Below are 23,746 nucleotides of genomic sequence, written 5' to 3' on the forward strand. Positions count from 1 at the left end.
CTGACGGTGCATCAGCTCCCGATGTCCGTTCCGACCGCCCGGGGAGGCCCCGTATGCGTGCCCTGATCGCCGCCGCGACAGGCCTCGCCGTCGCGCTCGCCCTGGTCCTCACCGTCACCGCCCTGGGGTCGCCGACGGGCAGCACGTCCCCGAAGCCCCTGCTGACCACGGTGCCCGCACACCCGTGAACCCGTGACCGTCCCACCGGTCCGCCCGGGAAGGAGGCCGAGATGCGCCGCAAGGCCGGTCTGATCCTGCTCGCCCTCGCCGTGTTCTTCGCGACGCTGTCCCCGCTGCTGCGCTGGTACGCCTTCCCGCGCCTGGCCAAGATCCCCGCGAACCAGTACCAGGACATGGTCCTGGAGGCGAAGGACGCCACCCTCCTCGACTACGGCACGATGCGGTCGAAGAAGGTCCCCGAGGTCACCGTCGTGCAGACCCTCAAGGGCAACGTGGAAGCCTCGGAGAAGATCGAGCGGACCGCGAGCAGGGACGTGGTCGTCTGGGACGGCCTCTCCTACGTCCAGGGCCCCGACGGCAGGATGGTCTCCGAGATCCCCGAGCGCTACATCTTCGACGCGCACAGCCAGGAGCCCGTCCACGCCACCGGTGAGTCGGTGGACGGTGCCCCGGTACGCCGCGACGGCATCGAGTTCAAGTGGCCCTTCCTGACCGAGAAGCGGGACTACGAGTACTTCGACGCGCAGGCCCGCACCACCAGTCCCATCCACTACAAGGGCACCCAGGAGTTCCGCGGGGTGACGGTCTACTACTTCGAACAGACCGTCCCCTGGACCAAGGTCCCCTTCCCCAAGGCCATGCCAGTGCAGGGCATCACCCCCGAGTCGGTCGCGAAGACGGGCACCACGCGCTGGTACACGGTCCACAGGTTCTGGGTCGAACCCGGCACCGGTGCGCCCGTCTGCGGCGAGGAGATCCACAAGGAGGAACTGCGCGGCGGCACCCTGCTCGGCGGCCGGGACAAGGTGACGGCGTTCGTGGGGCACGTGAAGATGCGCGAGGACTACATCGAGCACACGGTGAACCTCGTCGAGTCCCAGCGCGTGCTGGTCCTCCTCATGACGTCGTACCTGCCCTGGAGCTTCCTGATCCTGGGCGCCCTGTTGCTGTCGCTCTCCCTGTACCTGGAGGCGCGCGGCAGGCGCCCGGGCGACGCGGCACCGGCTCAGCTGACCGAACCCGAACCTGTCAGCGCCTGAGCCGGGCGTTGGTGTGCCGGGTGGGCTCGGCGGTCGCCGGATCCTCCGGCCACGGATGCTTCGGATACCGCCCGCGCAACTCCGCCCGTACGCCCTTGTAGCCGTCCTTCCAGAAGGAGGCGAGGTCGGCGGTGACGGCGGCGGGGCGTCCGGCGGGAGAGAGGAGATGCACGAGCAGCGGTACGCCCGCGACGGTGGGTGACTCGTGCAGGCCGAACATCTCCTGCAACTTGACGGCGAGAACGGGCTGCCCCGGATCCGCGTAGTCGATCCGGATCCTGGACCCACTCGGTACGGCGATCCGCTCGGGCGCGAGCTCGTCGAGCCGGGCGGCGTCCCCGCTCGCCCAGGGCAGCAGACGGCCGAGCGCCGTACCGGCGTCGATCCGCGCCAGATCGGCCCGCCGCCGGGCCCGTCCCAGCTCGGGTTCCAGCCACTCCTCCACGCGCGCGTGGAGGGCCTCGTCCGACACGTCCGGCCAGGGCTCGCCGAGCCGCAGCCGCAGGAAGGCCAGCCGCTGCCGCAGCACGCGCGCCTCCGCCGACCACCGCAACAGGCCGATCCCGTCCCGCCGCAGCCCGTCGAGCAGGGCGTCGCGCACGAGCCCGGGATCCGCGTCCGGCAACGGGCGTACGGCCAACTCGACGGCCCCGAGCCGTTCGACCCGCCGCGCGACGACGTCCCCGTCGGCCCAGTGCACCTCGTCCAGCTCCTCGTAGAGGGACCCTGCCGCGACCCGCGCCAGCCCCTCGTCGATCACGGCACCGAGCCGCACGCGCGCGTGCCCCTTGCCGAGCGGCCGGTCGGCCACGGCGACGGCGATCCAGCCGGCCCCGCGCAACGGCGACCCGTCGGAAAGCTCGGCCCGCGTCCCGGAGACCATGAGATACGACCCACCGTCGAGCTTCGCGACCCGCTCGGGAAAGGTGAGGGCGGCGACGAGCCCGGCGACCTGGTCGTCGCCGAGGCGGGAAACACGCTCTGCGGCCACTTCTGTCCCTCGGTCATGGACGGGCGGGGGAGAGAACTCGGCAGAGACGGCCCGCAGTCGCCGAACTTCCGCAAGCCACCGCCTGGCATAGGCGTCACCCCCACGCCGAGCAGCCCGCAACGCACCGGCGAGATCATCGCCGTACTCCCGCGGCACCTCCTCGCTCAGCAGGGCGACAACCTCGGCCACCCTTCCGGAGGAGCCCGCATCGATGAGCGCCCGCCCCAGCCTGGGGTGCAAGCCCAACCGCGACAGCCGCACGCCCCGAGACGTGGCCCGCCCGACGGAGTCCACCGCCCCCACGGCCGCCAGGACGCCCCGCGCCGCCGCCATCGCCCCGCCCGGCGGTGGATCCAGCAACGCCAGCCCGGACGCGTCCGGGGCGCCCCAGCACGCCGCCTGGAGCGCGAACGCCGTCAGGTCGGCGACCTTGATCTCCGGCGCGGGGAAGAGGGGCAGCGTCGTGTCCTCCGCCTCCGACCAGCACCGGTACACCGCCCCCGGCGCCTCACGTCCGGCCCGCCCGGCCCGCTGCGCCCCCGCGGCCCGCGATGCCCGTACCGTCGTCAGCGCGCTCAGCCCGCGCGCGTGGTCCACCCGCGGCTCCCGCGCCAGCCCGGAGTCGACCACCACCCGCACCCCGGGAACCGTCAGCGACGACTCCGCGACGGAGGTGGCCAGCACCACCCGGCGGCGCCGTCCGGGCGCCAGCACCGCGTCCTGCACCGCGGCCGGTGCCCGCCCGTGCACCTGGAGCACCTCGACGTCGCCGAGATCGCCGGTATCCCCCAGTTGCCCGGCGACGCGCGCGATCTCACCGGCGCCGGGTAGGAAACACAGCACGTCCCCCGGCCGCTCGGCCAGCGCCCGCCGCACCACCGACGCCACGTGCGCCAGCAGCGCCGGATCGACCCACATGCCGTGCGCCGGCCGGACCGGACGCCCCGGCGGCGCCCAGACCACGTCGACCCCGTGGGCGGCACCCCGCGCCTCGACCACCGGCGCCCCGCCCAGCAGCCGTGCCCAGCCCTCCGCGTCCGTGGTCGCCGACGCGGCCACCAGCCGCAGCTCCGGCCGCAGGGTCTCGCGCACGTCGCACAGGAACGCCGCCGTCGTGTCCGCGTCCAGGTGCCGCTCATGGCACTCGTCGAGCACGACGACGTCGACGCCGGCCAGCTCCTGGTCCCGCTGGAGCCGCTGGAGCAGCACACCCGTCGTGACGACCTCCACGCGCGCGTGGCGGCCCACGACCCGCTCGCCGCGCACGGTGTAGCCGACGCTCTGCCCGACCTTCTCGCCCAGCAGCCACGCCATCCGCCGGGCCGCGGCCCGCGCCGCGATCCGCCGGGGCTCGGCCACGACGACCCGCCGCGCGGGCCCCTCACCCAGCAGCCCGGCCAGCACAGGCGGCACCAGCGTCGTCTTGCCGGTACCGGGCGGCGCCACGAGAACGGCGGTGCCGTGCTCGTCCAGCGCGGCGGTCAGGGCAGGCAGGGCACCACGTACGGGCAGTGCGTCCAGGGCGTCGTAGCGGATCACGCCCCCAGTGTCGTGCGCCCCCCGAAACCACCGTCACGCGCGCGTGCCCGGAAAAAGCCCCCCATGGCCTCCACGCGCGCGTGCGCCGGTCGCTCAGTCCCGCTCGCACACGAAGATCGCCGTCCCCGGGATCAGGCTGCCGCGCAGCGGCGACCAGCCGCCCCACTCCGAGGTGTTCCAGGCCGGCCACTCCGGCTCCACCAGGTCGACCAGCCGGAAGCCCGACGCCACCACGTCGCGCACCCGGTCGCCGATGGTCCGGTGGTGCTCGACGTACACCGCGCGGCCGTCCTCGTCCTGCTCGACGTACGGCGTGCGGTCGAAGTACGAGGCCGCCACGCTGAGCCCCTCCGGCCCGGGTTCGTCCGGGAACGCCCAGCGGATCGGGTGCGTCACCGAGAAGACGAAACGTCCCCCGGGCCGCAGCACCCGCCGCACCTCCCGCAGCACCAGCACCGGGTCGGCCACGAACGGCAGCGCGCCGTACGCCGAACACGCCAGGTCGAAGGAGCCGTCCGCGAAGGGCAGCGCGCCGGCGTCGGCGCAGACGAGCGGGAACGTTCCGCCGATGCGCAGCGCGTGCTGCAACTGGCGATGGGAGAGGTCCAGGGCCACCGGACGGGCGCCCTGCGCGGCCAGCCACCGCGCGCACTGGGCCGCGCCGGCGCCTATCTCCAGGACGTCCCGGCCCTTCAGCTCCTCCGCCGGGCCGAGCAGCTCCGCCTCCACCTCGTCGAGGCCCTCGGGACCCCATACGAAGCGGTCGTCACCGAGGAACGTGCCGTGCTCGATCTGGTACTCGTCCGCGTTCCGGTCCCACCAGCCCCGGTTGGCCCGGGAGCTCTCCGTCACTCCCGCGTCACGCCGGGTGGCTTCCGGTTCGAACGGCTCTGGCTCTTGGATGATCGGCTCCCTCGTCGTACTCTTCCGTGCAACCCGTTCAGGGGAGTGTCGCAAAAGGGGTCCCTCAGGCCTGCGTGGCCTGGTGGGACGGTTCTTGTGCCGGTTATGCGGCGATCCGCCCCGGCTGTGCGCCTTCGCGCATTGACCCTGTCCGGCTGCCCCCGTATGCTACAAGTTGCGCTGCGAGCCTGCGCTCCTCAGACGTAGCAGGCTGCGCTCGCATCTGTTGTATGTCCCCTCGGTTGTCGAGGCGCCGTCATCAGTTCACTGGTGGGGCGCTTCCTTGGCTGTCCGGCTTCTGCAGAGCGAAACGGGCTCCCGGCGTAAGCAGTACCTACGACTTCAATGTCCGTACCGGAGCCCTTTCCCACATGACGAGCAGCACCGAGACCACCGCCACCACCCCGCAGGTTGCGGTCAACGACATCGGTAACGAGGAAGCCTTCCTCGCCGCTATCGACGAGACGATCAAGTACTTCAACGATGGTGACATCGTCGACGGCGTCATCGTCAAGGTTGACCGGGACGAGGTTCTCCTCGACATCGGTTACAAGACCGAAGGTGTCATTCCGAGCCGCGAGCTCTCGATCAAGCACGACGTCGACCCGAACGAGGTCGTCGCCGTCGGCGACGAGATCGAGGCCCTGGTCCTCCAGAAGGAGGACAAGGAAGGCCGCCTGATCCTCTCGAAGAAGCGCGCCCAGTACGAGCGTGCCTGGGGCACCATCGAGAAGATCAAGGAAGAGGACGGCATCGTCACCGGTACCGTCATCGAGGTCGTCAAGGGTGGTCTCATCCTCGACATCGGCCTCCGCGGCTTCCTCCCGGCCTCCCTGGTCGAGATGCGCCGCGTTCGCGACCTCCAGCCCTACGTGGGCAAGGAGCTCGAGGCCAAGATCATCGAGCTGGACAAGAACCGCAACAACGTGGTCCTGTCCCGCCGTGCCTGGCTGGAGCAGACCCAGTCCGAGGTCCGCCAGACGTTCCTCACGACCCTGCAGAAGGGTCAGGTCCGCTCCGGTGTGGTCTCCTCGATCGTCAACTTCGGTGCCTTCGTGGACCTGGGTGGCGTCGACGGTCTGGTCCACGTCTCCGAGCTGTCCTGGAAGCACATCGACCACCCGTCCGAGGTCGTCGAGGTCGGCCAGGAGGTCACCGTCGAGGTCCTCGACGTCGACATGGACCGCGAGCGCGTCTCCCTGTCGCTGAAGGCGACCCAGGAAGACCCGTGGCAGCAGTTCGCCCGCACCCACCAGATCGGCCAGGTCGTGCCCGGCAAGGTCACGAAGCTGGTTCCGTTCGGTGCGTTCGTCCGCGTGGACGAGGGCATCGAGGGTCTGGTCCACATCTCCGAGCTGGCCGAGCGCCACGTGGAGATCCCGGAGCAGGTCGTCCAGGTCAACGACGAGATCTTCGTCAAGGTCATCGACATCGACCTCGAGCGCCGTCGCATCAGCCTCTCGCTGAAGCAGGCCAACGAGGCCTTCGGTGCCGACCCGGCCTCGGTCGAGTTCGACCCGACCCTGTACGGCATGGCCGCGTCCTACGACGACCAGGGCAACTACATCTACCCCGAGGGCTTCGACCCCGAGACCAACGACTGGCTCGAGGGCTACGAGAAGCAGCGCGAGGAGTGGGAGCGCCAGTACGCCGAGGCGCAGCAGCGCTTCGAGCAGCACCAGCAGCAGGTCATCAAGTCCCGTGAGGCCGACGCGGCGGCTGCCGCCGAGGGTGGCGAGGCTGCGGCTCCGGCCGCGTCCGGTGGCGGTTCGTACTCCTCCGAGGGCCCGGACAACTCCGGCGCGCTGGCCTCGGACGAGGCGCTTGCCGCTCTGCGGGAGAAGCTGGCGGGTGGGCAGAGCTGACGCTCGCCCCTGAAGCTTCGGCTTAGTCGGTAGCTGAGGGACCGTACCTTTTCGGGTACGGTCCCTTGGTTTTTGTAGGCCCGCGCCCGTTCGGGGCACGAGCTTGTAGAAACGTGCGGGTTACATCAATAACCCATGGGCCGTAACCGGCCATTGGGAGGCTTCCCCGGTCCTGTTCAAGATCGAAAGGGGAGCCCAGTCATGGCACAGCCTCAGGTCGGGCCGGGAACGAGTCGTCGAGCGTTCCTGCGCAGCGTCGGGGTCGCCGGTGGCGCCGGAGCCATGTTCGCCACCATGGGGGCCCTCGGCCTCGCGCCCACGGCCGCCTACGTGGCGGAGAAGGAAGCGTCCTTCCAGGCGCCGCGCCGCAGCGACTTCACCCTTCAAGGAGGCGGCGGCAAGCCCGCCAGAGTGGTCGTCGTCGGAGGCGGCATCGCGGGCCTCACCTCCGCGTACGAGCTGGGGAAGGCCGGCTACGACTGTACGGTCCTCGAGGCCCGGGACCGCGTCGGTGGCCGAAACCTCACCATCCGCGGCGGCGACCGCCTCACGGACATCAACGGCGTCAGCCAGACGGCCCACTTCAGCAAGGGCCAGTACATGAACGCGGGGCCGGGCCGCCTCGCCCAGTGGATGGTCACCCTCGACTACTGCCGCGAACTCGGCGTACCGATAGAGGTCTTCACCAACACCAATGCCAGCGCGCTCATCTACAACCCGGGCAAGGGCATGACGAAGCCGGTCCAGTACCGGACCGCGAAGGCTGACGTCTACGGCTATGTCTCGGAATTGCTCTCCAAGGCCACCAACGCGGGTGCTCTCGATGGCGAGTTGACGGCCGACGACAAGGAGCGGCTGCTGACCTTCCTCAAGAGCTACGGCTCCCTCGGCGCAGACTACAAGTACACAGGCACCGAGCACCGAGGCTTCGCCGTCGACCCCGGCGCCGCGGGCACGCCCGGCGAGGAACTCGGCGGCGTTCCGTCGCTGTCGGAGGTCTTCGCCTCCAACGTGGGCCGCTACTTCTCCTTCGAATTCGGTTACGACCAGGCGATGCTGATGGTCCAGCCGGTCGGCGGCATGGACCAGATACCCAAGGCCTTCGCGCGCGCCATCGGGCACGAGAAGATCCGCACCGGTGCGGCCGTGACCGACATCAAGAACACCACGGACGGGGTGGAGGTCACCTATACCCAGGACGGCCGTACCCGCGTGGTCGAGGCCGACTACTGCATCGCCACCCTGGCACCGCACATCCTCGCGAAGACCCCGCACAACCTCGGCACCGAGGTGCAGACCGCGCTCCTCGCCGTGAAGCCCTCCAACGCCTCCAAGATCGGCCTCGAGTACAAGAGCCGCTGGTGGGAGAAGGACTTCAAGACGTTCGGCGGTATCACCGAGACCGACCTGGACCTGGACCACATCTGGTACCCGTCCTACGGCCACCTCGGCGACCGCGGCCTGATCATCGGCTACTACAACACCGGCGCCCGCTCGGACGTGTACTCGGCGCTCACCCCGGCCGAACGGCTGGAGCGTGCCGTCGCCCAGGGCGTCATGATCCACGGCGACAAGTACCGCACCGAACTGGCCGCTTCGTTCTCCCACCAGTGGAAGCTCGCCCCGTACCTCGAGGGCGCCTGGCACTCGATGCCCGGGGGCCCCGACGCGCCGGCGTACGCGCCGCTCAACACGGCGCAGGGCAATGTGTACTTCGCCGGTGACTACCTGAGCTACCTGGACGCCTGGCAGCACGGGGCGATCACCTCGGCACGCAAGATCGTCACGGAGCTCCACGCGCGCGTGCTCGCCTCCTGACACCGCGTGGGACCCCACCGGTTCAGTCCCGCCCGAGCGCGACTCGGGCGGGACCGTGGACGGTCCCGGGGGAGCGGGAATGCCCCCGTCTCCCGGGGCGTTGATCGAGGGGAACACGAGGAGGAGCGGTCACAGTGCTTGATCCGCAGGGTTTGTACGCATGGGAGCCGAAGGGGCTGGCCGTCGTCGACATGGCGCTCGCCCAGGAGTCGGCCGGACTTGTCATGCTCTACCACTTCGACGGATACATCGACGCGGGTGAGACCGGCGACCAGATCGTCGACCGGCTCCTCGACTCGCTGCCCCACCAGGTCGTGGCCCGTTTCGACCACGACCGGCTCGTGGACTACCGGGCCCGGCGCCCGCTGCTGACGTTCAAGCGCGACCGCTGGACGGAGTACGAGGAGCCCACCATCGAGGTGCGGCTCGTCCAGGACGCCACGGGCGCCCCGTTCCTGCTGTTGTCCGGCCCCGAGCCGGACGTGGAGTGGGAGCGCTTCGCCGCCGCCGTACAGCAGATCGTGGAGCGGCTCGGCGTCCGTCTGTCCGTGAACTTCCACGGCATCCCCATGGGCGTCCCGCACACCCGTCCCGTGGGCGTCACCCCGCACGGCAACCGGACCGATCTCGTCCCGGGTCACACCAGTCCCTTCGACGAGGCACAGGTGCCCGGCAGCGCCGAGGCGCTTCTGGAGTACCGCCTCATGGAGGCCGGACACGACGTCCTGGGCGTCGCCGCGCACGTCCCGCACTACATCGCCCGCTCCCCGTACCCGGACGCGGCACTGACCGCCCTGGAGGCCATCACGGCCGCCACCGGACTGGTCCTTCCCGGCATCGCGCACTCCCTGCGCACGGACGCGCACCGTACGCAGACCGAGATCGACCGTCAGATCCAGGAGGGCGACGAGGAGCTCACGGCTCTGGTCCAGGGCCTCGAGCACCAGTACGACGCGGCCGCGGGCGCCGAGACGCGCGGCAACATGCTCGCCGATCCGGTCGACATCCCCTCGGCGGACGAGATCGGCCGCGAGTTCGAGCGCTTCCTGGCGGAGCGCGAGGGCGACAGCTAGCGACGGCCGACGGGTGCTGCGTCACCGGCGGGGCCTAAGCTTCGGGACATGCTGAAAGTTGGCCTGACCGGTGGGATCGGCGCCGGCAAGAGCGAGGTGTCGCGGCGGCTCGTCGAGCGCGGTGCCGTCCTGATCGACGCGGACCGCATCGCGCGCGAGGTCGTCGCACCCGGCACCCCAGGTCTCGCGGCGGTGGCCGAGGCCTTCGGCGAAGAGGTCCTCGCCCCGGACGGCAGCCTCGACCGGCCGAAACTGGGCTCGATCGTCTTCGCCGACCCCGAGAAGCTGGCCCTCCTGAACTCGATCGTGCACCCCCTGGTGGGCGTGCGCTCGCGCGAGCTGGAGAACGCGGCGGGGGACGACTCCGTCGTGGTCCACGACGTCCCGCTCCTCGCCGAGAACGGCCTCGCGCGGCTCTACGACCTCGTGGTGGTCGTCGATGCGAGCCCGGAGACCCAGCTCGACCGGCTCGTACGGCTGCGGGGCATGACCGAGGAGGACGCACGCGCGCGTATGGCCGCGCAGGCGACCAGGGAGAAGCGCCGGGAGATCGCGGACGTCGTCATCGACAACGACGTACCGCTGGAGGACCTGGCACGGCGCGTCGACGAGGTGTGGGCCGGCCTGGTGCGCAGGGTATGCGCGGAATCCGAGAAGTCGCCCCGGAAATCGTCCCAGGAGTCGCCTCAGGAATAGCGGGCCTCCGGCAGGGCGTTGAATGGGGTTTACGAGGGAAGGATTTCGCCGTGCCCGAGACGAGCGGTTCGAGCGGACGTACGCCGGAGACGCATGTCATCGACTTCCGTGCTGCCGAGCAACTGCTCAACGCGCGGGACCCGCGGGGTGCGGTGAAGCTGCTCGACGGAGTCATCGCCGCCCACCCCGAGAACACGGCCGCCCGCCTGCTGCGCGCGCGTGCCTTCTTCGCGTCCGCGCAACTGCGGCCCGCCGAGCTGGAGTTCACCATCGTCCTGGAGCGCGAGCCGGACAACGCGTTCGCGCACTTCGCGCTCGGCCGCACCTACGAGCGCCAGGGGCGTCATGACCAGGCCAAGCGCCACTTCCGGCTGGCCGCTGCGCTGGACCCGAACCCGGAGTACCTGAAGGCGGCGCGGTTCGATTCCTGACGCTCGATGGCCGACGGGCGCCCGGGATCGGTAGCGGCGGCTCGCGCGCTCGCGCCGGGGTGGGCGGGCTCGCGCGCAGCAGACAAGGCGGCCGCTACGGGTGGCGGTGCTGCGGCGGGAAGCGGTACGGCGGACGGCTCCTCGCGGGACGGTAGGGCGGACGGCCGTCCGGCGGGGCGTACGGCGGGACGTCCCGGCCGGGCTGGTAGTGCGGGCCCTGCCGGATGTGCCTGAGGATCATGGTCATGTCGATGGTGGCCACCACCCAGAGCACCCCGCAGGCGGCCGCCCAGCCCGGGCGTCCGACCAGCGCGAACGCCGCCATACCGAAGATCGCCCAGCCCAGCCCCCACACGCTCAGCCACAACCGGGCCCGCAGTGCACTGCGCGCCGTCGACGGCTCACTGCCTGTACGCATCGGGATCACCACTCCTGATTCAACGTACTCTTCGACGAAGCCGTTCACCAAGGGGGACCGTGCTGTGCTGCCCGACGCCGACGACCTGCCCGAGCTGCTCCTCGACCTCTCCGTACCCCACGACGACATCAACGAACTCGTCGCCCTCCGGCGCACCGTGACGGGCGACCCCGGCACCGTGCGACTCCTGGCGGAGTGCGTCGACGAGCTGGTCCGGGACATGGGGGAGCCCGGCGGGCCGTCGAGCCTCGCGGAACGGGCGGCCGAGGCTCCGGTCGGGCTCGGTGGGTACTTCACCGCGTACGTCTTCCTCGCCGCGCTGCCGCACGCGCGCGCGTACCACCGCGCCCGCGGCATCCCGGCCGACGTCTCCCGGCGCACCCTCGCCGACCTCGGCCGCAACATGGCCGTGCACCGCAGACGGCACGGCAGGGGCGGGGTCCAGGCGCCGCGCTGGCTGGTGCACCACTTCCGCGGGGAGCTGTACCAGCTGGGCCGGCTGCAGTTCGAGCGGGCGCGGCGGAGGGAGCGCACCGCTTGTCTGTACCTGCACATCCCCGACTTCCACGGGCCGCTGACGCCGGGCGCCTGTGACCGGTCGCTGACGCTGGCGCGGCGGTTCTTCGCGCGGCACTTTCCCGAGGAGCGGTACGAGACCGTGGAGTGTCACTCGTGGCTGCTCGACCCGCAGCTGAGGCGGTATCTGCCTCCGCACGCCAACATCGTCCGGTTCCAGGAGCGGTTCCGGGTCGGCCACGAGGACACGGAGCCGGCCGACAGCGAGCCGGTGCAGTTCGTGTTCGGGCATCCGGAGCTGGCGGTGGCGGACCTGCCACGCCGTACGTCCGTCGAACGGGCCGTGGGGGACCATCTGCGGGCCGGCGGTCACTGGTATGTCGGGCACGGGTGGTTTCCGCTGGGTGTGGAGAGTGCGCACGGGCCGGACTGCGCGGAGGCTTCGGATTGCGCACCGGTTCGTTCCCGGAGCGCTGAAGGTTCCCGGTCCCCGGGAAATTACTCGAACGAGTGAACTGGCGTGGTGGGGGAACGGCCGTGCGGGGGCGGCCCGTTGTTCGGGCATGACGGTTGAAATGCGTGAGGGGTACGAGGGGACAGGACCCGGTGCGATCACACCGGACGGCTGCGCGGTGGAGCTGTACTCGCGCTTGCCGGTGCGGGACGAGCCGGAGATCATCGCGGCGGCCGTGCCGGCCGGTGCACACATCCTGGAGCTGGGCAGCGGGGTGGGACGGGTGACGCACCCGCTGCTGGAGCGCGGATTCACGGTCACGGCGGTGGACGAGTCCGCCGAGATGCTGGAGCGGGTCCAGGGCGCGCGCACGATATGCAGCCCGATCGAGGAACTCGATCTGGGCGAGACGTTCGACGTGGTGATGCTCGCGTCGTTCCTGGTGCACGCCGGGGACGTCGAGGTGCGGCGGGGCATGCTGCGGACCTGCGCCCGGCACGTGGCGGAGGGCGGCAGCGTGCTGATCCAACGGGAGGGGGAGGACTACCACACCGACCTGCCGCGCGAGCGAGTCGATCCCAGCGGCTACACCCTGCGCATGCTGTCGGCGGAACCGGTCGGGGACGGCGTGAACTCGGTGCGCGCGGAGTATGTGTTCCCGGACGCGGTCTGGACGCAGACGTTTCTGGCCAGGCCACTGACGAAGGAGCAGTTCGAGGAGGCGCTGGCGGAGGCGGGACTGGAGGTGGACGAGTATCTGACCCCGGACCGGGTGTGGGTGCGGGCGGTACGGGCGGTCTGAGAAGTCCGGGCGAGCGGCGTGACAAGTCCCGGCGCGAAGCGATGAGTTCTCGGGCGGCGGTAGGTCTACCTCTGTGACAGCAACAGGGACCGCTTCACTCAGGAGAACCCCATGTCCGACTCCACCGCTTCCGTCACCTCCGTGGCTTCGGCCGCTTCCGGCACGGTCGTCGCCGAGGCCGCGACGGCTCGTGGCCGTCGTGCCCGCGTCGCCCTGCGCGGTCTGCAGGTGCTGCTCGCCCTCTTCTACGGGATCGCGAGTGCACTGCCCAAGCTGATCGCGCACTCCTCGGCCGTCGAGATCTTCGACAAGATCGGCTGGGGCAGCGCGGGCATGTACACCATCGGTGCCCTCGAACTCGCCGGTGCCGTCGCGCTGTTGGTCCCCCGCCTGCAGTCGGTGGCTGCCATTGCGCTGAGCGCGCTGATGGTGGGGGCGTTCGTCGTCCAGCTCAGCGTCTTCGACGGCCAGAACGCGGCGACCCCGCTCATCCTGATCGTCCCGCTGGCCCTGATCGCCTGGGCGCGGCGCGGACAGAACGTGGAGCTGCTGCGGCTGGTGCGACGGCGGCCATGACCCGCACGGGGTGACGGCGGCGCCCGGCGGGCCACGGGGGGGCTCGCCGGGCGCCGCCGCCGCGCGTTCGCGATGTCGCGGTGGGGGTCACCGGCTCCGGGGGCGTCCGTCCGGGCCGAGCCCGCGCAGGGCCCGGAGGCGTTCCATCTCGCGGCGGTCGCGCTTGGTGGGTCGGCCGGCGCCGCGGTCACGGATGCCGGCGGGGGCGACGGCCTCGCGGGGCGGGGGCGGCGGGGAGTTGTCGATGTAGCACTGGACGGCGACGGGGGCGCCGACGCGCTTGCGGATCAGGCGCTTGACGACGACGACCCGTTCCCGGCCCTCATGCCGCAGGCGGACCTCGTCTCCGACCCGCACGGAGTACGCGGGCTTTACACGCTCGCCGTTCACATGCACATGCCCGCCACGGCAGGCGGTGGCGCCCAGGGACCGGGTCTTGACCAGCCGCACGGCCCAGATCCAGCTGTCGATACGAACGCTCTCCCCGCTCCTCGGCCCGGCGGCCTCGGCGGCGGTGACGGCATGTCCCGTGGTCTCGCCGCCGCCCTGCACGCCGGTCTCACCAGGCGCGTCGACCCGGGCGTCAGCCGGTGCCTCGGGTGCGCCGGTTCCGCGATTCCCGTACTCGTCCGTGTCCTCCGAAGCCATGCTCCGACCTTAGCTCGCCGTACCGGCTCACCCGGAAGGGTTTTCCGCACCCCTCGGCCCAGCTGCAACGCGGTCGACCAGGCCCTGGGCAACCGACCGCCGTCCACAGCCCCCCGGGCGCACCTGTGCCCGGGCATACCGTGGCCTCATGAACAGCAACGGCCTCGTCGAGCTCGATCGGTGCGTCGCCGCGTGTCGGGCCTGCCCGCGGCTGGTCGCCTGGCGGGAAGAGGTGGCGCGGACCAAGCGTGCCGCCTTCGCCGACTGGACCTACTGGGGCCGACCGGTGCCCGGCTTCGGACCGGCCGACGCGCGGCTGCTGATCATCGGCCTCGCGCCGGCCGCGCACGGCGGCAACCGTACCGGCCGTATGTTCACCGGCGACCGTTCCGGGGACGTGCTGTACCGGGCGATGTACGACGTCGGGCTCGCCTCGCAGCCCACGTCCATCAGTGCGGACGACGGCCTGGAGCTGTACGGCGTGCGCGTGACCGCGCCTGTGCACTGCGCGCCGCCCGACAACAGGCCGACTACCGAGGAGCGCGACACCTGCCGCGCTTGGCTGGTGCGGGAGCTGAAGCTGCTGCGCCCGACCCTGCGGGCCGTCGTCGTGCTGGGTGCCTACGGCTGGCAGGCCTCGCTCCCGGCGTTCGCCGAAGCGGGCTGGACGGTCCCGCGCCCCCGGCCCGCCTTCGCCCATGGAGCCCGGGTGTCGCTCGACGACCTCACCCTCTTCGGCTGCTTCCACGTGAGCCAGCGCAACACCTTCACCGGCAAGCTCACCCCCGAGATGCTGCGGGAGGTCCTGCTTGCGGCGGCGCGGGAGGCGGGGCTCGGGAAGGAAATCGAGGCGAGCGGGGCGCCGTAGGGGCGTTACGGTGCTGCGATGCCTCCCTACCCGGAGATCGAGCCGTACGACCAGGGCATGCTGGACGTCGGCGACGGCCATCGCATCCACTGGGAGACCTGCGGAAACCCGCACGGCAAGCCCGCGCTCGTGCTGCACGGCGGGCCCGGTTCCGGCGCGTCGCCGCTCTTCCGTCGCTACTTCGACCCGGACGCGTACCGGATCGTGCTGCTCGATCAGCGGGGCTGTGGGCGTTCGACGCCGCACGCGAGTGCGTACGACACGGACATGAGCGTCAACACGACGGCGCACGTGATCGCCGATCTGGAGCTGCTGCGCCGGCACCTGGGGATCGGGCGGTGGCTGGTGTGGGGCGTGTCGTGGGGGTCGGTGCTGGCGCTGCGGTATGCGCAGACGTGTCCCGGCGCCGTGTGCGAGCTGGTGCTGACCGGGGTCGCGACCGGGTCCGACGCCGAAGTGGCGCTGCTGACCCGGGGCCTCGGAAAGATCTTCCCCGAGGCCTTCGAGCGGTTCCTGGCCGGGGTTCCGGAGGACGAGCGGGACGGCAACCTGGCCGCCGCCTACCACCGGCTGCTCGAATCGCCCGACCCGGCGGTGCGGGAGCGGGCGGCGCGAGCCTGGACGGACTGGGAGACGGCGACGATTCCCGCGCCGCCGCGCTCGGTCGAGCGGTACGAGGACCCGGTCTTCCGCATGGGGTTCGCCCGCACCGTCACCCACTACTGGGGCAACGGGCACTTCCTGCCCGACGGCGCGGTGCTGCGCGACGCGTATCTGCTCGCGGGAGTTCCCGGCACCCTGGTGCAGGGAAGTCTCGACTTCGGCAATCTCCTGGGTATCGTCTGGCGACTTCATCACGCCTGGCCGGGCAGCGAGTTGGTGGTCTTGGACCAGGCCGGGCACAACGCCGGTGCGCCGGGCGTCGTGGACGCGCTCGTGGCGGCGACGGACAAGTACGCCGGGCGCTGGAGAGGCTGCTCGCCGAACAGATGACAAGCTGCTGGCGAAGAAGGGGAGGGTACGGGGTGGAGGGGCGGACTCGAGCTGGTCAGGGCCGCCAGACATACCGGACGTCCGGCTCCCGTTCCTCGTTTCCGCCGCCGTCTGTGAACTCGACGGCGACGAAGCCGTGTCGTTCGTAGAAGCGGTGGGCGGGCTTGTTGACCTGGAAGGTCCACAGGGTGAGGCCTCCAGGGCTGCGCTCCTTGGCGAGGTCGACGAACCGGTCGCCGATGCCGTGCCCGCGCCAGTCCGGGTCGAGGTAGAGCTGGGAGAGCAGTTCACCGTTGAGCACCATCAGCCCGACGACCCCGTCGCCGGCGTCGGCCACCCAGGTCTCCCGGTACGGCACCACCACGTCCCGGATGTAGTCCCGGACTTCGGCGTCGGACCGTGGCCGCACGACGGTCGGCAACGCGGCGGTGAAGGACCGCAGATAGACATCGGCGACGGAGCCGGCGTCGGACGCGGTCGCGCGCCGGAGGGTAACCGCGCTCACGACCGCGACTCCTCGGGGACGACGGCCGTGGCGGTGATCTCCACCAGTTGCCCGGTGTACCCGAGACACGCCACCCCGAGCAGTGTCGACGCGTGCGGGCCGGCGCTGAGCCCGGACGCCTCGACCACCTCCCACACCTGGGAGAGCACGGCCGGATCACTGCTGACGACGTACACGTCCGTCGTCAGCACATGCGCCAAGTCACTTCCCACGGCAGCGAGTTGCCCACGAAGATTCGCGATCACCTGCTCGGCCTGCCGCACCGGATCCCCCGGCCCGACGATCTCCCCCTGCGCGTCGAGCGGAACGGCCCCGGCGAGAAACGCGAGCTTCGTACCGGCCTCGACCACGGAGGCATGGGAGTAGGTCGGGGGAGGGAAGAGGGCGGGGGCGGTGACGCGCTGGATCACGGGGGCTCCTGGCGTGGACGGGGCGTGGACGGCGGCAACCCACCGATCATCCGGACCACGGGGTCCTCTCCGCATCCCAATATTCGGCTCGCGGAACGGGTGGCTCGCACGTACGCTCCCCGCGACCTCCGTACCGCGACGACCGCCGACCCCGCTGGAGCCACGCATGCCGTCCGACAGCGACCGGACCTTCCTCGACACCGCCGCCGATCGCCTCGCCGCCCTCCCCACCGTCCGCGCCGTGGCCCTCGGCGGCTCCCGGGCCGAGGGCACGCACCGGCCGGACAGCGACTGGGACCTCGCCGTCTACTACCGCGGTCCCTTCGACCCCGCCGATCTGCGTGCCCTCGGCTGGGAGGGCGAGGTGTCCGAGGTGGGCGGATGGGGTGGGGGAGTCTTCAACGGCGGGGCCTGGCTGACGATCGAGGGACGGCGCGTGGACGTGCACTACCGCGACCTGGACGTGGTCGAGCACGAGCTGACGGAGGCGGAGGCCGGGCGTTTCCGGGTGGAACCGCTGCTGTTCCATCTTGCGGGGATTCCCAGCTACTTGGTGGTCGCCGAGCTGGCGGTCGACCGGGTGCTGCGCGGGGAACTGCCGCGACCGGCCGGCTATCCGGTCGAGCTGCGCCGTTCGGCCCCGGACCGCTGGCTCGGCACCGCCCGTGCGACACTCGCCTACGCCAAGGCACATCACGCTCCCCACGGTCGCCTCACGGAGGTCGCCGGCGCGGTGGCCGTGGCTGCGGCGCAGACCGCTCACGCGGTGCTTGCGGCGCGCGGGGAGTGGGTGACGAACGAGAAGCGGCTGCTGGAGCGGGCGGGGTTGCGGCGAGTGGACGCGATCATCGAGTCGCTGCAGGCCCAGCCGGACCTGCTGATTCAGGGGGTGTCGGAGGCGGAGCGGCTGTTCCAGGTGTCATGAAGACGCAGGGCCTCCGTGATCTCGCCCAGCTTCGCCGAGGACAACACGCCCGCCGACTCGATCAGGTCGTACCGGGTCACGGTGGTCAGTCAGGTGCACGGGGTGAAGCCCGGACGCGGAAACGCGAACCGCAGCACGCCCTCGAACGGCAGCCCGTCTGCGGGGCCTACGGCCACTTCGACGCCCAGGCCGCTGATGTCGGCGCCGGCCGGCGCGACGATCTGCATCGCGCGGAACCCGGACGACTCTGCTTCCGACAGCAGCACCACCGGGCGTGGTTCGTCGAAGGCGACCCACCAGACCTCACCGCGTCGCATTGTGCTCCTCGTGTCCGATCCGGCAGGCTCACGTGATCTCGCGGCCGAGGGTAGTCGCTGTATACCGGACGCGATCACCCAAGTGCTGTTCACGAGTGGGCGCGACGGGCGACAATGAGGCGCGTCGGGGATCATTCGCTTGGGCAACGGAGGCTGGGGCGTGGCACGCGACGAGCACGACGAGGACTGGTTGGACCTGGCCGATGCCATCGACGTGCTGCGAGACCAGTTGTCGGAGGCGCAGCGGCGCGGCCAGAACTCCCAACTGCGGTTCGTGCTGGGAGAGATCACCGCGGAGTTCGAGATCGAGCTGATACGGACGCGGAACGGCGGCGGGGCGCTGCGGTTCGGCGTCGTGGAGGCCAACGCCCGCGGGGAGCGCTCGGCTCGGTCCGCCCAGCGCGTGACCCTGCGCCTGAACCCGGAGCAACTCGGGGGCGGGAGCGTGGCCGTGGGCGACCTCGAGTAGTCCGGCGGCGGGCTGATGGAGGAGGGGCAGGTCGTCCAGGTCCGCAGTGCGGCCGGCTTCGGCAGCGGTTACCTGGTGGCGCCGCGGCTGGTGCTGACCGCCGGGCATGTGGTGCCTCCGCAGCACACGCCGGGTGAGATCACAGTGTCGTTCCCGGATTCCGCCGAGCGATTCCCCGTTGTGGTGCGGTGGCGACCGGACGACTGCGAACCGGACGCCGCCCTGTTGGAGATTCCGGCCCACGTCCGCAACTGGACGCCGCCCGCGACGCTGCGCGGTGCCCGGGGCCGGCGCCCGCAGCGCTGGGGCCACTGCGTGACGCGCGGGACCGAAGTGCCCATCTCCGGCATCGGATTTCCGCGGCAGCAGCGGACGACGTCCGGTCGGGGCAGGCAGCCGTTCAACGGCCGGATCCGGCCGCACGCCGGCATGGCCGTCGACATCTACGACGACGCCGCCGTCATGCCGTACGACACCGAAGGGCTCGACCACGAGACCGTGTCCCGGACCAGCCACTGGTCCGGTATGTCGGGCACGGCCGTCTTCCTGGCCGGCGACGATCTGCTGCTCGGTGTGGTGCGGGAGGACCGGCGGCCCGTCCGGGGCGTCACCCGGCTCGGCTACACCCGTAGCGAGGACCTGCTGGCCTGTGCCGGCTTCCGCGCGGTGGTCCGAGAGGCGACCTCGGCCGAGCCACAGCTCGAACCGGCCGAACTTTCCGCCCTGCTGGAGCCGGCACCTCCCAAGTTGGAGCTGACCTCTCCCACCATGCTGCTGCGGGCCGATGCCGAGGTGGTGTCGTTCCACGGCAGGGAGGACACGCTCGCCGGCCTGGAGCAGTGGTGCCTGGCCAATCCCGACGGTCCCCCCGTCGCCCGCGTCCTCACCGGTCCGGGCGGGCAGGGCAAGACGCGGCTGGCAAGACAGTTGATGGCGCGAATGCGGGACCAGGGCTGGGCGGCCGGTCAGGTGCTCCGTAAGCCGGAAGGCCTGCGGGCGCTGCGCATGGTCCAGTGCCCATTGCTGCTGGTCGTCGATTACGCCGAGACCCGGCCCGAACTGGTCAGGGAACTGTGGGAGCAGACCGAGGCGTGCGGGCATCCGGTGCGTCTGCTGCTGCTCGCCCGTTCCCTCGGTTCCTGGGGGGACAGGGCGACCGGCCGCCTCCCCGAGACCAGGCTGCACGCGCTCAGCCCCGACGCCGCCGACCGGGAGCAGGCGTTCCGTAGGGCGGCCCGGGACCTCTCCCGCCGCCTCGCGGAGGTGACCGGCTCGTCGGACATCGACTGGCCCGGACTCGTGCGCACCCTCCCTGCCACCCGTCCCGGCGCGGCCCCCGGGGCGGAGACGGCGCTGACCGTGCAGATGGCGGCCCTGGCCGCGCTGCTGCGCCACGTGCGGACCCCCGAGCTGGACGGCGGCGCGCTGGAGGCCGAACTCCTGGAGCACGAGAAGACGTACTGGCTGGACACCGCCGACGGGCGGGGCATGGCGACGTGGGACACGGAACTGCTGCACGAGGCTGTGGCGGTGGCCGTCCTGTGTCCCGCGCAGGACAAGGAGGAGGCACGGGCGACCATCGCCCGGCTGCTGCCCGACGAGCCATGGTTGATCGGCAACCTCACCGCCTGGCTGCGGGACCTGTACCCGCCGCCCGAGGGCCGCTACTGGGGCCGCCTGGAGCCGGACCGGCTGGCGGAGTTCCACGCCTCCGAGCAGATCATTCGTGAACAGGGGCTGTTATGGCGGCTGTTCGCCGGAGCCCCCGACCACCAGCGGGTGCAGATCCTCACCGTCCTCGCCCGGTCCGCCGTGGCCCACGCCAACGAGGGCCGCAAGGACAAGGCCCGCGACATCGCCGACAGGCTGCGCGAGGCACTGCGTACGGTCCCCGCCGAGGCGCCGCTGACCACCGCCATGCTGCGCGCACACTCCGACGCGCTGCCGGTACAGACCCACGTGCTGCGCGACTACGCACTCGACGTCGCCCGTGAACTGAACCGGCTGTGCCAGGCCACGGGTGACGACACGCGGGCGCTCCGCGACCGCGCCTGGGCGCTGCACAACCTCGCGCGGCGGTATCTGGCAGTCGGCGCCTCGGAGGACGCCCGGCTGGCGGTTGCCGAGGCGGTTGCGATCCGCGAACGGCTCGCACTCGACGGGACGATGACCCATCGCATGGAATCGGCCGACTCGTTGCTGGCGCTTTCGCGTGCTTCGCGGATCACCGGGCGCCTGACCGATGCGTTCGAGGCCGGTGACCGGGCGCTGAGGCTGTTCCGCGAGCTGGCGTCCGTGGACGGTGAGGAGTGGGAGAAGCGTGAGCGGGGACTGGTACGGGCGCTGCTCAACCTGTCCCGGGTGGTCTGGGAGCTCGACCCGAGCACCATCCCCTTCGACCAGGTCGCTCGGTCCGACAAGTACACGGACGAGGCTGTCCAGCTCGCCCGCGAACTGGCCGCCGACCACCCTGATCTGGACCCGCTCCTCCTCACCGCGGCGCTGACGGAGCGAGGCAGGAACCTTTGGCGCCTCCAGCGGCATTCGGAGGCGTTGTCGCTGGACGAGGAGGCGGTCGAGATGTCTCGCCGTCTGGCGACGGAGAACCCGGACGCCTACACGGCCGACCTCGCTGAGGCACTGACAGGTCTTGCTGTCGACTACAGCAACGCCTCTCGCCCACCTGGCGAGTCGGCGGCGCTGGAACGGGAAGCGATCGCACTGCTGCGTCCACTGACCGAGGAGCTTCCCGAAGTCCACTGCTCCAGTCTGGCCCAGATGCTGCACAACCTCGCCTGGAACCAGTACGACGACGGGGATCACGCCGCGGCGCTGGAATCCATCAGGGAGGCCGTCGAACTTCGCAGGGCAGAGGCGCGAGAAGCGCGCGGGATCACCGTGTCACACCTGGCGAATTCGGTGCACGCGCTCGCCACGTTCCACGCGCGTATCGGTGAGCACCGTGCGGCGGTGGAGGGGTTCGAGGAGGCTCTCCGGATCTACGCGGACTCCGAACGTCCGCTCAGCGCAAGCAGCTTGAACAGCCAGTCCGGAATCGCTCTCAACCTCGTCAGCTCTTACGACGCCCTGGGCCGCTCGACGGATGCGCTCCGCGCCCTGAACGAGGCCCTCGCCATCCGGAACCGGCTCGCCGCGTACGCCCCGAGTCTCTACATGGAGGGCCACGCGACCGGCCTCCACGATGCGGCTGACCTGTACTGGAAGCACGACCGGCAGGTCGCGAGGCGCATTCTGTTGCGGCAGGCGCTCCCGCAGTACCGCCAACTGGTCCGCGGCAACGAGGAAGGGCGTGAGTGGCTGGCCTTCTGTCTGCACGACCTGGGCGCCAGCTACGCGTCGTCCTGGGCGACGGCCGACCGGGCGGTGCCCGTGCTCCGGGAGGCGTACGAACTGCGCGTCCAGCTGTCTGCCGGCGACGCGAGACACGAGGTCACCCTGGCCGACACCTGCGCGGAGCTGGGCCATGCGCTGCTGGGAACGAGCCGGTTCCCGGCCGCCGTGCGCATCGCCGAGCACGAGGTGCGCCTCAGGCGCCGACTGCTGGCCACGAGCGGGGACGGTCAGGAGCGGCCCCTCTGCCACGCTCTCCTGCGCCTGGCAGACGCGCGGGCGATGGCCGGGCAGCCGGCCGCGGCCTGGCGCGCCGCGCTCGAGGCCGAGCGGGCCTGCGAAACACTGACCGCTCGTCCTGGCGGACCGCCGGACAGGACCGCGTGGCTGTTGTACCGGCTGGGCGGGACGCTGAGCCTGGCCGGCCGGCACGACGTGCGCCTGGCCGCCCGTGCGCTGGGGCCGGCCCGGCGAGCCGTCCGCCTCTACCAGCGCGCGGTGGCCCGGGATCCGAGCAGGCAGGCCGACCTGAGATACGCCGTCGCCGGCCTCGCGAGGGTTCTGGACCGCGTCGGCCGCCACGACGAGGCCACCGAGGTACGGCTGCGAAGAGGAGTATGACGCCATGACAGCACCACTCCACGACGAGGAGCGGGACGAGACGGCCGAGGACATCCGGCGGGACGAGGAGAACGCCGGCCGCCCGGCGGAGCTGTTCTACCCGAACGTCGGCGAGTTCGTCGAGGACCGGTTCATCTACTTCGTCCCACGTCCCACACCTCGATCCGGGCGAGTGTGGTGCCCGGAGTGGTATCGGCACGCCGAGGCGCTCGCCCGGCTGGACGCCGTGTGGCGTGCCTGGGAGGCGTTGCGCTGGGACCCGGGACTGGGAATGTCGAACTGGTGGCTCCATCACGCCGACCCGCATGTGCGTGCTCTGACGGATCCCGTCACCGGACCGTTCGCGCGCTGCGTCGCCGGCCACCAGGACCACGAGCCGCTGCCGATCGCGACACCGCCGGAAGGGTTGTTCACCGACCAGAGGTCGCCGGTCTCGAGGGACCCCTTCGCCCTCGACTGACCCTCCCTCGCCGTCGAATAATCCTTCGAGACGGGGCGGTTACCGCTGCTACGGTCCTTTCCGTGGCGAAACTCAACCAGATCATCGCAGTAGAGAAGGGCATCAAGTCCAAGGCTCATCAGGACCTGACGGCAGCTCACCAGGGGCTGCAGAAGCCCGCGTTGCTGGCCGGTATCTCACGGACGTACCAGCCGAAGGACGAGGAGGGCGAGCAGTTGCCGCCCGAGTCCACGCGGGTGCAGGTGAAGGCCGAGGACGTGCTGCGGGACACCGCGGTGACCCTGACGCGGCTGTTCGACGTGACCGCCACGAAGGACTGGGCCAACTGCACCGCGCGTGCCGACGTGAAGCTGGACGGCCGGGTGCTCGTGGCCGACGTACCCGTGTCGTATCTGCTGTTCCTCGAGAAGCAGTTGGTCGACTTGAACGCCGTTGTGCGGAAGCTGCCCGTCCTCGACGCCTCCGAGTCCTGGGCGCAGGACCCGTCGACGGACTCCTGGAAGACGGAACCCGTACGGACCCTGCGGACGAAGAAGGTGCCGCGCAACCATGTGAAGGCGGAGGCGACCGAGAAGCACCCGGCGCAGGTCGAGGTGTACTACGAGGACGTTCCGGTCGGATACTGGACGACCGTGAAGTTCTCCGGAGCGCTGCCCGCCCGCCGGGTCAACGAACTCCTCGACCGCGTCGAGAAGTTGCAGCAGGCCGTGAAGTTCGCCCGGGAAGAGGCCAACGGCACCGACGTCGTGGACCGGCGGGTCGGTGACGCGGTGTTCGGGTACCTCTTCGGGTGACGTGGAAGACTCCCCGGTCCCTCGTGACCGGGGTGCGCGAGGAGCGCAAGCTGAAGCTGAGGCTTGTCGTGATGAAGCGGGTC

Annotated in this window: 22 protein-coding genes and 2 pseudogenes; 17 read left to right on the forward strand and 7 right to left on the reverse strand. The window is 71.0% G+C overall.

Annotated elements, in window-relative coordinates:
- Nucleotides 1-53 precede the first annotated feature (53 nt).
- Both IEZ19_RS20550 and pgfA read left to right on the forward strand, forming a co-directional pair.
- Nucleotides 54-188 carry an SPW_0924 family protein gene (locus tag IEZ19_RS20550; RefSeq protein ID WP_189312695.1) on the forward strand — a complete coding sequence of 45 codons (135 nt, stop codon included), beginning with the start codon at nt 54-56 and terminating at the stop codon, nt 186-188.
- 42 nt (nt 189-230) lie between these two features.
- Nucleotides 231-1,220 carry a cell envelope lipid trafficking protein PgfA gene (gene pgfA, locus IEZ19_RS20555; protein ID WP_189312696.1) on the forward strand — a complete coding sequence of 330 codons (990 nt, stop codon included), beginning with the start codon at nt 231-233 and terminating at the stop codon, nt 1,218-1,220.
- On the opposite strand, the gene hrpB is transcribed toward pgfA, so the two are convergent.
- Both hrpB and IEZ19_RS20565 read right to left on the reverse strand, forming a co-directional pair.
- Nucleotides 1,210-3,750 (reverse strand): ATP-dependent helicase HrpB, encoded by a 2,541-nt coding sequence (gene hrpB, locus IEZ19_RS20560; RefSeq protein WP_189312697.1) that lies wholly within the window; start codon nt 3,748-3,750, stop codon nt 1,210-1,212. The genes pgfA and hrpB overlap by 11 nt on opposite strands.
- A 93-nt stretch (nt 3,751-3,843) precedes the next feature.
- Nucleotides 3,844-4,707, reverse strand: a complete 864-nt coding sequence (locus tag IEZ19_RS20565) for a class I SAM-dependent methyltransferase (protein ID WP_189312698.1) — start codon at nt 4,705-4,707, stop codon at nt 3,844-3,846.
- A 317-nt stretch (nt 4,708-5,024) separates the two neighbouring features.
- Here IEZ19_RS20565 and rpsA point away from each other — a divergent pair, with 317 nt between their 5' ends.
- The 5 genes from rpsA (at nt 5,025) to IEZ19_RS20590 (ending at nt 10,536) form a co-directional block, all read left to right on the forward strand.
- A complete protein-coding gene (gene rpsA, locus IEZ19_RS20570) occupies nt 5,025-6,518 on the forward strand; it encodes a 30S ribosomal protein S1 (RefSeq protein WP_189312699.1) in 1,494 nt (497 codons plus the stop codon).
- 201 nt (nt 6,519-6,719) lie between these two features.
- Nucleotides 6,720-8,336: a flavin monoamine oxidase family protein gene (locus IEZ19_RS20575; RefSeq protein WP_189312700.1), complete on the forward strand. Its 1,617-nt coding sequence runs from the start codon at nt 6,720-6,722 to the stop codon at nt 8,334-8,336.
- 134 nt (nt 8,337-8,470) lie between these two features.
- Nucleotides 8,471-9,409, forward strand: a complete 939-nt coding sequence (locus IEZ19_RS20580) for a PAC2 family protein (protein WP_189312701.1) — start codon at nt 8,471-8,473, stop codon at nt 9,407-9,409.
- Nucleotides 9,410-9,457: 48 nt separating this feature from the next.
- Entirely contained in the window at nt 9,458-10,105 is a 648-nt protein-coding gene (gene coaE, locus IEZ19_RS20585) for a dephospho-CoA kinase (RefSeq protein ID WP_189312702.1), read from the forward strand.
- A gap of 50 nt (nt 10,106-10,155) precedes the next feature.
- Nucleotides 10,156-10,536, forward strand: a complete 381-nt coding sequence (locus tag IEZ19_RS20590) for a tetratricopeptide repeat protein (RefSeq protein ID WP_189312703.1) — start codon at nt 10,156-10,158, stop codon at nt 10,534-10,536.
- Nucleotides 10,537-10,693: 157 nt separating this feature from the next.
- Here IEZ19_RS20590 and IEZ19_RS20595 read toward each other — a convergent pair.
- Nucleotides 10,694-10,954: pseudogene (locus IEZ19_RS20595) on the reverse strand (DUF6343 family protein); the annotation flags it as partial.
- Between the two features lie 64 nt (nt 10,955-11,018).
- On the opposite strand from IEZ19_RS20595, the gene IEZ19_RS20600 reads away from it, so the two are divergent.
- The 3 genes from IEZ19_RS20600 (at nt 11,019) to IEZ19_RS20610 (ending at nt 13,302) form a co-directional block, all read left to right on the forward strand.
- Nucleotides 11,019-11,984: an acyltransferase domain-containing protein gene (locus tag IEZ19_RS20600; RefSeq protein ID WP_189312705.1), complete on the forward strand. Its 966-nt coding sequence runs from the start codon at nt 11,019-11,021 to the stop codon at nt 11,982-11,984.
- A 61-nt stretch (nt 11,985-12,045) separates the two neighbouring features.
- Entirely contained in the window at nt 12,046-12,726 is a 681-nt protein-coding gene (locus IEZ19_RS20605; protein ID WP_189312756.1) for a class I SAM-dependent methyltransferase, read from the forward strand.
- 111 nt (nt 12,727-12,837) lie between these two features.
- Nucleotides 12,838-13,302, forward strand: coding sequence for a DoxX family protein (locus IEZ19_RS20610; RefSeq protein ID WP_189312706.1), 465 nt, complete (start codon nt 12,838-12,840; stop codon nt 13,300-13,302).
- A gap of 87 nt (nt 13,303-13,389) precedes the next feature.
- On the opposite strand, the gene IEZ19_RS20615 is transcribed toward IEZ19_RS20610, so the two are convergent.
- On the reverse strand, nt 13,390-13,950 hold the full coding sequence (locus IEZ19_RS20615) for an RNA-binding S4 domain-containing protein (protein ID WP_189312707.1): 561 nt from the start codon (nt 13,948-13,950) through the stop codon (nt 13,390-13,392).
- A 148-nt stretch (nt 13,951-14,098) separates the two neighbouring features.
- On the opposite strand from IEZ19_RS20615, the gene IEZ19_RS20620 reads away from it, so the two are divergent.
- Together IEZ19_RS20620 and pip are read left to right on the forward strand one after the other, a co-directional pair.
- Nucleotides 14,099-14,818, forward strand: a complete 720-nt coding sequence (locus tag IEZ19_RS20620) for a uracil-DNA glycosylase (RefSeq protein WP_189312708.1) — start codon at nt 14,099-14,101, stop codon at nt 14,816-14,818.
- Between the two features lie 18 nt (nt 14,819-14,836).
- The gene (gene pip, locus IEZ19_RS20625; RefSeq protein WP_189312709.1) at nt 14,837-15,811 is read left to right on the forward strand and encodes a prolyl aminopeptidase; all 975 of its coding nucleotides are present in this window, start codon (nt 14,837-14,839) and stop codon (nt 15,809-15,811) included.
- A gap of 55 nt (nt 15,812-15,866) precedes the next feature.
- Here the strand turns inward: pip and IEZ19_RS20630 are convergent, their stop codons facing one another.
- Both IEZ19_RS20630 and IEZ19_RS20635 read right to left on the reverse strand, forming a co-directional pair.
- The gene (locus IEZ19_RS20630) at nt 15,867-16,316 is read right to left on the reverse strand and encodes a GNAT family N-acetyltransferase (protein WP_189312710.1); all 450 of its coding nucleotides are present in this window, start codon (nt 16,314-16,316) and stop codon (nt 15,867-15,869) included.
- The gene (locus IEZ19_RS20635; RefSeq protein WP_189312711.1) at nt 16,313-16,726 is read right to left on the reverse strand and encodes a RidA family protein; all 414 of its coding nucleotides are present in this window, start codon (nt 16,724-16,726) and stop codon (nt 16,313-16,315) included. The genes IEZ19_RS20630 and IEZ19_RS20635 overlap by 4 nt, the downstream gene beginning before the upstream one ends.
- Before the next feature lie 166 nt (nt 16,727-16,892).
- On the opposite strand from IEZ19_RS20635, the gene IEZ19_RS20640 reads away from it, so the two are divergent.
- On the forward strand, nt 16,893-17,651 hold the full coding sequence (locus tag IEZ19_RS20640; RefSeq protein ID WP_189312712.1) for a nucleotidyltransferase domain-containing protein: 759 nt from the start codon (nt 16,893-16,895) through the stop codon (nt 17,649-17,651).
- Here IEZ19_RS20640 and IEZ19_RS20645 read toward each other — a convergent pair.
- A pseudogene (locus tag IEZ19_RS20645) lies at nt 17,609-17,968 on the reverse strand (type II toxin-antitoxin system PemK/MazF family toxin). The gene IEZ19_RS20640 and the pseudogene IEZ19_RS20645 overlap by 43 nt on opposite strands.
- 160 nt (nt 17,969-18,128) lie before the next feature.
- Here IEZ19_RS20645 and IEZ19_RS20650 point away from each other — a divergent pair.
- The 4 genes from IEZ19_RS20650 to IEZ19_RS20665 all read left to right on the forward strand — a co-directional run bounded on the left by IEZ19_RS20650 (nt 18,129) and on the right by IEZ19_RS20665 (nt 23,663).
- The gene (locus tag IEZ19_RS20650) at nt 18,129-18,437 is read left to right on the forward strand and encodes a trypco2 family protein (protein ID WP_189312713.1); all 309 of its coding nucleotides are present in this window, start codon (nt 18,129-18,131) and stop codon (nt 18,435-18,437) included.
- Nucleotides 18,438-18,452: 15 nt separating this feature from the next.
- Complete coding sequence (locus IEZ19_RS20655; RefSeq protein WP_189312714.1) at nt 18,453-22,409, forward strand: trypsin-like peptidase domain-containing protein; 3,957 nt, start codon at nt 18,453-18,455, stop codon at nt 22,407-22,409.
- Between the two features lie 4 nt (nt 22,410-22,413).
- Nucleotides 22,414-22,869, forward strand: a complete 456-nt coding sequence (locus IEZ19_RS20660) for a DUF4913 domain-containing protein (protein WP_189312715.1) — start codon at nt 22,414-22,416, stop codon at nt 22,867-22,869.
- Between the two features lie 62 nt (nt 22,870-22,931).
- Nucleotides 22,932-23,663, forward strand: coding sequence for a DUF7873 family protein (locus tag IEZ19_RS20665; RefSeq protein ID WP_189312716.1), 732 nt, complete (start codon nt 22,932-22,934; stop codon nt 23,661-23,663).
- Nucleotides 23,664-23,746: the final 83 nt, after the last annotated feature.

The organism is Streptomyces brasiliensis (genome assembly GCF_014647875.1).
GTDB lineage: Bacteria > Actinomycetota > Actinomycetes > Streptomycetales > Streptomycetaceae > Streptomyces > Streptomyces brasiliensis.